The 11,182-nt window shown below is 70.3% G+C and carries 11 protein-coding genes and 1 pseudogene; 3 read left to right on the forward strand and 9 right to left on the reverse strand.

What is annotated here, in order from left to right; translation table 11 throughout:
• Nucleotides 1–62 precede the first annotated feature (62 nt).
• The 6 genes from AC2VOK_RS16125 to AC2VOK_RS16150 form a co-directional block, all read right to left on the reverse strand.
• Nucleotides 63–638 (reverse strand): hypothetical protein, encoded by a 576-nt coding sequence (locus AC2VOK_RS16125; RefSeq protein WP_428901381.1) that lies wholly within the window; start codon nt 636–638, stop codon nt 63–65.
• A 120-nt stretch (nt 639–758) separates the two neighbouring features.
• Nucleotides 759–1,928, reverse strand: a complete 1,170-nt coding sequence (locus AC2VOK_RS16130) for a CaiB/BaiF CoA transferase family protein (RefSeq protein ID WP_428901382.1) — start codon at nt 1,926–1,928, stop codon at nt 759–761.
• A gap of 68 nt (nt 1,929–1,996) precedes the next feature.
• Nucleotides 1,997–2,620, reverse strand: a complete 624-nt coding sequence (locus tag AC2VOK_RS16135) for a hypothetical protein (protein ID WP_428901383.1) — start codon at nt 2,618–2,620, stop codon at nt 1,997–1,999.
• A gap of 470 nt (nt 2,621–3,090) precedes the next feature.
• Nucleotides 3,091–4,269, reverse strand: a complete 1,179-nt coding sequence (locus tag AC2VOK_RS16140; RefSeq protein WP_428901384.1) for an acyl-CoA dehydrogenase family protein — start codon at nt 4,267–4,269, stop codon at nt 3,091–3,093.
• A complete protein-coding gene (locus AC2VOK_RS16145) occupies nt 4,269–5,189 on the reverse strand; it encodes an LLM class F420-dependent oxidoreductase (RefSeq protein WP_428901385.1) in 921 nt (306 codons plus the stop codon). The genes AC2VOK_RS16140 and AC2VOK_RS16145 overlap by 1 nt, the downstream gene beginning before the upstream one ends.
• A gap of 11 nt (nt 5,190–5,200) precedes the next feature.
• The gene (locus AC2VOK_RS16150; RefSeq protein WP_428901386.1) at nt 5,201–6,100 is read right to left on the reverse strand and encodes an acyl-CoA thioesterase; all 900 of its coding nucleotides are present in this window, start codon (nt 6,098–6,100) and stop codon (nt 5,201–5,203) included.
• Nucleotides 6,101–6,374: 274 nt separating this feature from the next.
• Between AC2VOK_RS16150 and AC2VOK_RS16155 the strand changes: the two are divergent.
• The 3 genes and pseudogenes from AC2VOK_RS16155 to AC2VOK_RS16165 form a co-directional block, all read left to right on the forward strand.
• Nucleotides 6,375–6,509: pseudogene (locus AC2VOK_RS16155) on the forward strand (SMP-30/gluconolactonase/LRE family protein); the annotation flags it as partial.
• Nucleotides 6,510–6,525: 16 nt separating this feature from the next.
• Nucleotides 6,526–7,350, forward strand: a complete 825-nt coding sequence (locus AC2VOK_RS16160) for a thioesterase family protein (protein WP_428901387.1) — start codon at nt 6,526–6,528, stop codon at nt 7,348–7,350.
• Between the two features lie 10 nt (nt 7,351–7,360).
• On the forward strand, nt 7,361–7,900 hold the full coding sequence (locus AC2VOK_RS16165) for a TetR/AcrR family transcriptional regulator (protein ID WP_428901388.1): 540 nt from the start codon (nt 7,361–7,363) through the stop codon (nt 7,898–7,900).
• Here the strand turns inward: AC2VOK_RS16165 and AC2VOK_RS16170 are convergent, their stop codons facing one another.
• From AC2VOK_RS16170 to AC2VOK_RS16180, 3 genes are read right to left on the reverse strand one after another with little or no spacing between them, the layout of a single operon-like run.
• Nucleotides 7,901–9,241 carry an FAD-binding oxidoreductase gene (locus tag AC2VOK_RS16170; RefSeq protein WP_428901389.1) on the reverse strand — a complete coding sequence of 447 codons (1,341 nt, stop codon included), beginning with the start codon at nt 9,239–9,241 and terminating at the stop codon, nt 7,901–7,903.
• 25 nt (nt 9,242–9,266) lie between these two features.
• On the reverse strand, nt 9,267–10,007 hold the full coding sequence (locus tag AC2VOK_RS16175) for a glucose 1-dehydrogenase (protein ID WP_428901390.1): 741 nt from the start codon (nt 10,005–10,007) through the stop codon (nt 9,267–9,269).
• A gap of 18 nt (nt 10,008–10,025) precedes the next feature.
• Nucleotides 10,026–11,126 (reverse strand): NAD(P)H-dependent amine dehydrogenase family protein, encoded by a 1,101-nt coding sequence (locus AC2VOK_RS16180; RefSeq protein WP_428901391.1) that lies wholly within the window; start codon nt 11,124–11,126, stop codon nt 10,026–10,028.
• Nucleotides 11,127–11,182: the final 56 nt, after the last annotated feature.

Genomic DNA, 11,182 nt, shown 5'->3' on the forward strand with positions numbered 1-11,182 from the left:
GCGCCCGCGGCCCAGCGCGAGGGTCTTGCACAGGGAGTGCAGCGTGTGGCCGTAGTACCTCTTCATCGCTCGAGCCGGACCAGCTGCGGCTCGGCCGGAGACCACACATCGCACAGCAGCTTCTCGACGGGATCGCCTGTGGCACAGTTGTTCCCAACCGCAGCCAGGGCATGGCCCTTGAACGTCCGGGCCGCCGCGCTGAGCACGTGCTGGGCCCGGCTCATCGCCCGGTCCACGTTGGGTGGCCACTCGTCGCCCCACAGCGCGACCTCGGTCAGCCGCCCGTCCAGCGACGCCAGCACCCGGTCCCGGACGCGCGGGTCGGCCCTGAACGCCGCCGCACTGACGGCCAGGCTGTGATCGGCGATCTCGGTCTCGCACCACCCGGACCGGCATTCCGACACCGCGACGCCGAGGATCCGCAGTGCGCGGGTGTCGCAGCTCTGCGGCAGCCGCACGCTCACCTCCCAACCGGCCATCACGCGGTCGTAGAGCCAGCCCCCGGCCGAGTGCACGACGTCGGCGGCGCCGGTTGCGACGACGTGGAGCCGGTAGCGCAGCGGTGCGGCGTCGGCGGGGGTGGCCCGCGTGGCGGCGGCCCGGCCGCTCGCGCGGAGGTCGAACATTGGGGTGACCATCAATCCATTCCTCACCGCCGACACGCCAGGAGGAGCTGGCGTGTCGGCGCTTGCGTTGGGACGCGACTCACCCGACAGCGTGACATTTTGACGAATATTTGTAAAGGTTCGGCAGGCGGGTCACGACCCGCGGCGCGCCTCGAGTTCGGCGAGGATCTCGTCGGTGTGCTCCCCCAATTCCGGTGCGCCAGAACGCGGTGCCCACGGCGTGCCGTGGAAGTCCGCCGGCGTGGCCACCATCGCCACGCCGGCCTCACCGTCGGGCACGTCGACGATCCCGCCCGCGGCGTGGAACTGCTCGTCGGCGACCACGTCCTCGAGCGTGTTGACCGGTGACCAGAAGAAATCCGGTTCGGCGGCGAAGGACTGCGCCCATTCGTCGAGCGGGCGGGTCGCGAAAATCTCGTCGAGCGCGGCGATGAGCGCCACCGCGTTCTGGGCGCGGGAGCGGGCGTCGCCGAACCGCGGATCGGTCAGCCATTCCGGACGGCCCACGGCGCGGCACAACGCGGGCCAGTGCCGGTCGGCCTCGAGGCCGACGATCCAGAATCGGCGCCCGTCGCCGGCGGTGTAGTTGTTCATGCACGGGTTGCCCATCGATTCGCGCTGCCCGATGGCGATCTGCTGGCCGGTCAGCAGGTAGGTGTTCAGGTCGAAGCTCACGGTGTAGGCGCCCTGCCGGTACAGCGACGTGCTCACCAGCTGACCGGTCCCGGTGCGTTCGCGCGCGATCAGGGCCGCGCAGATGGCCGCCGTCAGGGTCATGCCGGCCGAGTGGTCACCCATACCGCCTCGCTGGAACGGGGGCGTGTCGCCGGGCCGGGTGAGTAGGTGCGCCAGCCCGGCGCGGGACCAGAACGCGGCGACGTCGTAGGCGGCGCGGTCGGCGTCGGGCCCGGTCTCGCCGTAGCCGGTGATCAGTCCGTAGACCAGCCGGGCGTTGCGGGCCGACACCGACTCGTAGTCCAGGCCGAGCCGCTGCAGCGCGCCGGGGCGCACGTTGGTCACGAAAACGTCAGCGCCGGTGAGCAACTCGAAGGCCGTGTCGCGACCCGCCTCGGTGGTCAGGTCCAGCACGATGCTGCGTTTGCAGCGGTTGTCCATCTCGAACGGCGGGTTGACCCCGAGGTCGCACCCCAGCATCCGGCCGAACATGCGGCCCGGATCACCGCCCGGCGGTTCGATCTTGATGACGTCGGCACCCCAGTCGGCCAGGATTGCCCCGGCGGCCGGGCCGGCCACCCAGACCCCGAGTTCGACGACTTTGACGCCCTCCATCGGTCCGGCCATGGGTAAGTTCCTACTCCGCGGTGGTGGTTCCCGCCGTCGGCGGGTCCCCGGCGACGCGTCTCAGGCGCTCAGGACACCGGCACTTGCGGCGGGCCGGCCGCCACCGGGACGATACCCGGCGCCTGCAGCGGACTCGGCGCAACCGGCCCGAGCCCCGGCAGCTGGAGCGGGCCGGCACCTCCCCCGAGTCCCGGGAGCTGGAGCGGGCCGGCACCTCCCCCGAGCCCCGGCAGTTGCAGCGGCATGCCGGAACTGCCACCCAAACCCGATAGCACGGAGGGCATTTGACCGCTGGCCAGCGACGACACGACGCCCGGGCATTGCGACTGGATCGCCATGCTGGCGACGCCTCCGATCATGTCCGGCGGCAAGCCCGGTTTGCCCGACAATTGCGACGCGAGCGTGGCCAACGTCGCGCCGGGCTTGACCAGCATCGGGCACAGCGACTGCCCGATACCGGTGAGGGTCTCGTTGAATGAGCCGGCGCCGCCCGCGCCGGCGCCATTGAGCACGCTGGTGATGGGGTCGGCGGGCGGGTCGGCGTGCGCGGGGGCCAGCGCCATCGCTCCAACGGCGACGACGCCCGCCGTCACCGCCAGCGGCCGCAGCGCTGCGGAGGCCGCCGGGCGGACCGCGGAGGCGCGATGGGCCAACTGCTCGATCCAGGGGGGGTACATCTTCAGTGGGGTCATGCGTCGCTCCTCAGCGATGTCCAGCTGTCGTGGAAATGCATCAGCACCAATCAATTTCACTTTGGTAACAGTGGTCCCCTTACGTCACATTTACAACACGGTCAGGTCAAGGTTTGTGATCTGAGCGTTTCCTTACCGTTGTCATAACGGCGCTCGTGCGACGCTCCCCGGTTTGCTATCGAGGAGCCCGAGCGTCGGTACGGTCGGAGTTGGCACTACGGGCGGCATCGACCGGCTTCGCCGGCAGCGCGAACCGAGGCACCTGATTGTGGGTTCACTAAGGGATATCCGCCGAAATTCTCATTCCCCCAAGGAGCGCCGGGACCGTTTCTGAGCACTGGGCGAAGCTGAGTTGTGCTCGGTGGGCGGCCCCGAACGGTGGTGGTTCGACTGACGTTCCGCGTTCTTCGCCCCGGGTGGGCGCACGCATCGGGGTAGGCCACCGCCCGGTTGGCGGCGCTCCCGTCCGCCTAGCGGTAGCTGGGGCGCCCGAGGCCCAGCGCGTGCTGGGCGATCATGTTGCGGAACACCTCAAGGGTGCCGCCGTAGATCCCGGTCGGAAGTGCCAGTCGGAAAAGGTATTCGGTCACGCCGTCGTCGGCGGAGCCTTCGGCGTCGGCGGGCAGGGCCGCCGCGGTCCCCAGGATGTCCATCAAGTCCGGGGAGATGTCACGCATGGTCTGCGCGATCGCCACCCGCCCGAACATGGTGGGCGTCGACAGCGCCGCCTCCATGCGCGCGAAGCTGCGCCCGAGTCGATGTTTCACCGACTCGTCGTCCAGCCGGCGATGCCCGTCGCGGTCGGGTCGCGACGCGATCGCCGCGACGGTGTCCACCGCCTCGGCCATCAGCACACCGTGGCCGGCCATGGTCGCGACGTCTTGCAGGCCATGCTCTTCGCGTTGGCCGGTGCCGTGCTCGACGTCCAGCGCCGAGCGCATCACCGTCCAGCCCGCGTTGACCTCGCCGACGCGGTAGAGGTCGTCGACGCGCACGTCGCTGTAGTAGACGATGTTGGTTCGGTCGCCGTCCACGGTGCGGATGGGCTGTATCTCGATGCCCGCGGAGTCCAGCGGCACCAGGAACATGGTCAGGTTCTTGTGCTTGGGCCCCTGCACGTCGGTGTTGGTCAGCAGGAAGACGTAGGTGGCGTTCTGCGCGTTGGAGGTGAACATCTTGGCGCCGTTGATGACCCAGCCGGTTCCGTCGCCGTCCCGCGCCGCCCGCGTCTTGCAGGTGGCGACGTCGGAGCCGCCCTCGGGCTCGGTGTAGCCCAGGCACAGCAGGATCTCGCCGGACAGCACCCCCGGCAGCACCGCCTCACACAGCCGCGGTTCACCGAACTGCTGCACCAAACGCGCGACCACCGACGTGGTTCCCCAGTGATACCAGGGCGTATGGGCCCGGGCGATCTCGAGTTCGAAGATCCGCCGGCGCACCGGGCTGAACCCGCCGTCTTCCTCGGACCGCCAGTCCGCGGCCAGGTATCCGGCCTCGCCCAGAGCCAGATGCACCTGCCGGTCGAAGTTCTCGCCGGTTTGCCGATCGCGGCGACGCACCTCGTCGGTGACGTGCTCGGCGATGAAGGCGCGCGTCTCATCGAGGAACACCTGGTCGGCGGCCGACAGTTCGACCCGGGAGAAGTCCATCAGCGTCCTTCGATGACGAGTTTCCCGAAGCGCTCGATGCTTTCCAGCACGTGCGCCAGACTGTCGCCGGGCAGCCCGACCTGCACCCAGTTCACCCCGAGGGCCGCCAGCTTGTCCAACCCGGAAAGATAAACGTCGGAATCGAATTCGTCACTCCCCGGGCCACCGCCGGCGGAGTTGGCGAACGCGATGTCCAGCGCCGAGAAGTCCCTGACCGCCTCGTCGCAGCGGCGGCGCAGGTCCTCGATGCCCGCGGCGAGGCGGTCCTGCGAGTCGATCGAGGCGGTGCCCGCCGTCTGCGCCAGCGCGGCCGGAGCGGGAAACGGGCACCAGCCGTCGCCGTACTGCGCGACACGCCGGCGCGCCGACGCGGTGTTGCCGCCGATCCAGATCGGCGGGTGTGGCCGGCTGAGCGGGCGCGGGCGCGCGGTGATGCCACGCGCGGTGAAATGCCTTCCTTCGAAAGACAAGTCGTCGGTGGTCCAAGCGGCGCGGATCACCTGCAACGCCTCCTCGAACAGCTCGGCACGCTCGTCGTAGTCGACGCCGAGCGCCGCGAACTCCCGCTTGAGGTAGCCCACGCCGACCGCCAACGTGAACCGGCCGTTCGACAGCAGGTCCAGTGTCGCACCGGACTTGGCCACCACGAACGGGTTTCGGTACGGCAGCACCACGATGTTGGGTATCAGCCGCAGCGTGGTGGTCGTGGCCGCCGCGAAGCCCAGGGCGACAAAAGGATCCAGGGCGTCGTGGCCGCCGGCTTCCAGCCACCGCTGCGACGGCGCCGGGTGGTCGGTGAAGCCGAACCCGTGGAACCCTGCCGCCTCGGCCGCCGCCGCGACCGCCGCGATGCCCTCCCCGGTCACCAGTTCCGAATTGTAGGGATGGGTGTGCATCGGGTGGGTGAAGGCGAAGCGCATCGATCCGCCCGTCAGAACCGTGAGCGCGCGTCGATCGAGGTGTCGCTGGTGCGCAGCGGCCGGATCAGCGCCTCCTGGGCGAACGAGGCCAGCAGCGCACCCTCCTCGGAATGCACCGTGCCGCGCACGTAGGACATTCCCGCGCCGACCTGGGTGCTCTCGTGGGTGTAGAGCAGCCAGCCGTCCCAGCGCACCGGCTCGTGGAAGGCGACCGAGATGCTCATCGGGGCGGTGGACACCGTCAGATGCGCCTGGCTGGTGCCGATGCCCGGGTGCGCGCGCATGGTGGTCGAGATGCCCAGGTGCCCGGTGAAGTACGCGACGAGCGCCTTGGCCAGGTCGTCGCGGGTGGGGATCGGGTCGTAGTGCAGCCACGCGTGCAGCTCGGGCGGGCCGACCTCGTCGGGGCTGTTGACGTCCACGACGTCGACCAGCCGCAGCTGCCGCCCGGCCATCGGCATCTCGGACACGTGGGAATCGGCCGGGGCGGCCACATCCGGCCGCGGCAGGTGGTGGCGGATGACGTCGGCGGTGGGGACGTCGGCCAGCACCGTGATGCTCAGGCAGCGCCGGCCGTCCTGGTGCACGGCGACGACCGCGGTGGCGGTAGACCGGCCCTCGGCCACGACGTCGAGGACGAATTCGACCGGCGGACCGACGGCCACGGCGCGGGAGAACACCGCGTGCGCCGAGCGCACCGACTTGTCCGGGAATCGTTTGGCCACCGCGACGATCGCCTGGGCCAGCACCTGAGTGCCCTCCGCGACCCGCCGTTCGTCGCCGCCGGCCCCGACGTCGACGCCGGTGTCGCCGAAGAACCGGTCCTGGCCGTCGGCTCGCACGTCGAACAGGTCGAGCAGGCCCTGCACCGTCCACTCGGTCTGCTCGGACTCCTCGGAGACCTTGCTCAAGTCCGCTCTACCTCTCGCGCTCGCAGCTCAGGGTTCAGCGTGACAGTTTCCGTTGGTGTTGTAAACATTGGTGACGCGAGGCAATGCTTCTCACCGGACGACAGGGCCGGTACACGCGCCCAGCGGGTATTGCGTTTCCGGAAAGGAGCGCACCGCCGGCCACTCGTCCGGCACATTGACACCGGGAGCCGCGGTGCATGACACTTTCTCGGTGGTTTGTAAAGGCGCGGGCCCTGTCGTCGCCGACGAACCCGACGGCCCGCCCGACGGCATGGCGCTGGGCGGCCCCAAGCGCCGCACGCTGTTCCTGCCGCCGAGCACCGACGCCTACCCTGAGCTACTGCGGGACACCCGGCTGTCCCGCCTGGATGCGGTGACGGTCGACACGCCCGGCGCCGGCCTGCCGTGACATCCGAGAGGCGCACATGACCGACTCCTATTACGAGCTCATCGACGACGCGGACGCCCTCGGCCAGAAGTTTCGGGCCACCGACCTGGTGCGCGGCACCTGGTCGGCGACGATCCAGCACGGCGGCCCGGTCTCGGCGCTGCTGGTGAGGGCCATGCAGCGCTGCGAGAACCGCGACGACACCCGACTGACCCGGGTCGTGATCGACCTGCTGGGCGGCGTGCCGGCCGACGGCGACCTGTGGGTCGGTGCGCGGCTGCAGCGCGGCGGCAAGCAGATCGAGCTGGTCGGCGCCGAGATGCTGGCGCCGGGCCCCGAGGGTGAACCGCGTCCGGTCGCGCGCGCCACCGGGTGGCGGTTCCAGCAGCAGGACACGACGGCAGTGGCGCACGCCGCGACTCCCCCGCCCCGCCCCCGGACCGAGGCACGCGACCGTAACCTGAAGGCCAAGGACTGGGACCGTAACTACGTGCACAGCCTCGACTGGCTGTGGCTGACCGAACCGATGAGCGAGGGCCCGGGTGAATCCTGGATCAACCCGACCGTGGACCTCGTCAAGGGCGAGACCATGACGCCGCTTGAGCGGTTGTTCGCGGTCGCCGACTGCGCCAACGGCATCGGCAGCAAGCTCGATATCCGCGCGTGGACGTTCCTGAACACCGATCTGGCCGTGCATGTCTTCCGCATCCCCGAAAGCGAGTGGATCGGCATTCGCGCCGAGACCAGCTACGGTCCCGACGGCGTCGGGACGACGAACGGCACGCTGTTCGACGAGCGGGGCGCGGTCGGCTCCATCCAGCAATCGGTGCTGGTGCGCCGGCGCCCCGGCGCGACTTCGTAGAGTTTCAGCCATGAGCCAGCCGGCGTCGGTCACGGACACCGACACCTCGACGCGCCAGCGGATCCTGGCGGCCACTGCCGAGGTGCTGGGCCGTAACGGCAAGACCAAACTGAGCCTGTCCGAGGTCGCCGCCCAGGCCGGGGTGTCGCGTCCGACGCTGTACCGCTGGTTCGCCTCCAAAGCGGAACTGCTGTCGGCGTTTTCGAACTACGAGCGGCAGACCTTCGAGAGTGGCCTGGTGCAGGCCACCGCCGGACTCAAGGGCGTCGACAAGCTCGACGCCGTCCTGCGGTTCATCGTCGACTACCAGCATTCGTACTCGGGGGTGCGCATGGTCGACGTCGAACCCGAGCACACCATCGCCCAGTTCGCCCGTGCCATGCCGGAGATGCGCGCGGGCCTGCAGCGGCATCTGCCCGGACCCAATGCCGCGGTGAAGGCGGCGACCGTGATCCGCATCGCCATCTCGCACTACATCGTCCGCAGCGACGACGCCGACCAGTTCCTGGCTCAGTTGCGCCACGCCGTGGGGATCAAGCCGCAGGGCTGATCACTCGAAGAGCACCGCGGCGTTGAGATAGCCGGTCGGGTCCAGCGCGGCCTTGACCGCCCGCATCGCGGCGATGTCGGCGGGTTCGCGCGACATCGCCAGATACCGGCGTTTGCGGCTGCCGACGCCGTGCTCGGAGCTGACGTTGCCGCCGCACCCGGCGATCAGGTCCATCATCGGCCCGTACACCGCCTGCTCCCGTTCGACCGGGCAGCGCAGCACGTTGAGATGCAGGTTGCCCTCCCCGACGTGGCCGAACAGCAGCGGCAGCGCGTCGGGCGCGTGCGCACCCAACAGCGCGACCGCCTCACGGGCGAACCCGCCGATCGCCGACAGTGGCAGCGACACGTCGAACTTCAGCGGCGGCCCGTACACACCGAGCACCTCGGCCAGCGACTCCCGAACCTGCCACAACCGTTGCTGGGCAGCGACATCCACGCCCACTGCGGGCTCCCCGCACAGCTGCACACCGTCGAGCAGGTCGGCCAGCCGGTCGGTCTGGTCGTGGTCGGCCGCCAGTTCCACCAGCAGCATCCAGTCGCCGTCCACCGGCACCGCCACCCCGAGGTGCGCACGGATCAGCGCGCCCGCCCGGCCGTCGATCAGCTCCAGCGCCGCGATCCCGTCCACGTCGCGGAACGTCCGGCCGGCCGCCACGAGCGCCTCCAGGTCGGCGAACCCGCACACGGCGGTCACCCGGTGCGTCGGCGCGGGGTGCAGCCGCAGGTCGAGCGCAGTGATGACGCCGAGGGTGCCCTCGGCGCCGACGAACAGCGCCGGCAGGTCGTAGCCGGTGTTGTCGCTGCGCACCAGGCTGTGCCGGCGCAGCAGCGAGCCGTCGGGCAGCGCCACCTGCAGGCCGAGGACCTGCTCGCCCATGTTGCCGTAGCGCACCGTGCGCAGGCCGCCGGCGTTGGTCGAGGCCATGCCGCCCACGGTGGCCGTGTCCCGGGCGGCCAGATCCACCCCGAACACCAGGCCCGCGGCGGCGGCCGCGCGCTGCACAGCGGTCAGCGTGGCCCCGGCACCTGCCTCGACGCGGCGCTCCACGGTGTCGACGTCACCCAGCGCGCGCAGCCGCTCGGTGGTCAGCAGCACGTCGTCGTGCTCGGGTACGGTGCCGGCCACCAGGGAGGTGCGGCCGCCCTGCACGGTGACGTGTGCCCCGGCGTCGCGACACACCCGCAGCACCGCGGCGACCTCCTCGGCCGATCCCGGCCGCACCAGTGCGCCGGCCCGCCCGCGGTAGCGCCCGGTGTGGTCGACGGCGCGGCCGGCCAGGACGTCGGGATCGGTGACGACGTGGCCCGGCCCGACCACGGACTGAAGCGCGCGCAGCATGCTCGCGGTTATAGCACCGCCGCCGTCAGAACTCCTTGTGCGGCACGTCGGCCACCAGGCCGCCGTCCATGACGAACTCGGCGCCGGTCGCATACGACGACTCGTCGCTGGCCAGGAACAGCACGAACGTGGACACCTCCCGCATCTCGCCGGGGCGGCCCAGCGGGATGGTCACCAGGTCCTCGGGCAGGTTCGCGGTCATCGGGGTGCGGATGAAGCCTGGGTGCACGGAGTTCACCCGGATGTTGTGCGGCGCCAGCTCCAGGGCCGCCGACTTGGCCAGGCCGCGCACCGCCCACTTCGAGGCGACGTAGGGATGCACCGCCGGCGCGCCGCGCAGACCCTCGATCGAGGACACGTTGATGATCGAGCCGCCCCCGGCCGCGGTCATCGGTTCGACGGCCACCCGCATGCCCAGGAAGGTGCCGGTCAGGTTGACGTCGATCACCTTCTGCCACTTCCCCAGATCGAAGTTCTTCAGCTGCCCCAGTGCGACGATGCCGGCGTTGTTGACCAGCACGTTGAGCTTGCCGAACTCGCCGGTGGCGGTCGCGACCGCGGCGTCCCACTGGTCGGGCTGGGTGACGTCGAGGTGGACGTAGCGGGCCGCGTCGCCGATCGCGTCGGCCAGCGCCTTGCCCTCCTCGTCGAGGATGTCGCCGATCACCACCTTGGCGCCCTCGGCGGCCAGCAGACGCGCGTGCTCGGCGCCCATGCCGCGGGCGCCGCCGCTGATCAGCGCTACTTTTCCGTCTACCCGACCCACTGAGGGGCTCCCTTCGGTTTAGGTGGCGACCAGCCCGGCGGGCGCATAGAGGCCTTTTCCGGTGATGAACGGCAGGTCGAGCGTGGTCCGGATGCCCGGCGGCGCCGCGACCACGGCCGGGATGGCATTGACGACCCGGCCGGCGGCGCCGGCGATGGCGGCGTGATTGTGGTCGCCTTTGCGGCTGCTCGGCACGATGTCCACGGCGTAGGACGGCTCGCCGGTGATCTCCACGCGGTAGGAGCCGTCGCCGGAAGCGGGCTGGGGCAGGTCGGGCCGCAGGTCGGGCCGCAACCGGGTGATGTGCTCGATGACGATGGCGGGGTGGCCGCCCACCATCCCGCGGATCTCGAACTGCAGCACGGCCAGCGTGCCCTTGGCCACGCGACCGACCGCGATGTCGAAATCCTCCGGCGCGGGCTCGCGCTGGTAGGACTCGGCGATCTCGTCGACCTCGATGCCCAGCCCGGCCGCCAGCTGCCGGATCGCGGTGCCCCAGGCGATGCTGAGCACGCCCGGTTGCAGCAGCATCGGGATCTCGTCGAGCGGGCGGCCGAAGCCCATGTAGTGCATCACTTCCGCGCCGTCGTAGCCGGCGTAGTCGTGGATCTCCATGCAGCGCACCTGTTCGATGCGCCGGCAGGTCCCGGCCAGGGCCAGCGGGATCAGGTCGTTGACGAATCCCGGGTCGACACCGCTGATGAAGATGCTCGAATTGCCCTGCCGGGCAGCATTTTCGACGCGCGCGATGTACTTGCCGGGCATCACGCCCCACGGGTACTGCAGCAGCCCTGGCGACGACCCGACGACGTTGACCCCGGCGGCCAGGATGCGCATGACGTCGGCCATCGCGTCCGGTAATCGGGTGTCGCCCATCGCGCAGTAGACGACGCACTCGGGCCCGGTGGCCAGCACGGCGTCAAGATCGGCCACCGCCGGGACACCTGTGACGACCTCGTCGTCGAGCGCGACGCCGCACAGCGCGCCGGCGTCCTTGCCCACCTTCTCCGGCGACGACACGCACAACCCGGTCAACTCGAACTGCGGATTGGTGATCAGTTCGGCCAAGGCCGGCCGGCCGACATTCCCGGTCCCGACGTGAGCGACCCGGATCGCCATGGGCGGTCTCCGTCCTGAGGTGAACGTTGGAAGGCGTTTCTAGACACTAGTCCATT

Source organism: Mycobacterium sp. TH-M116 (assembly GCF_057473685.1).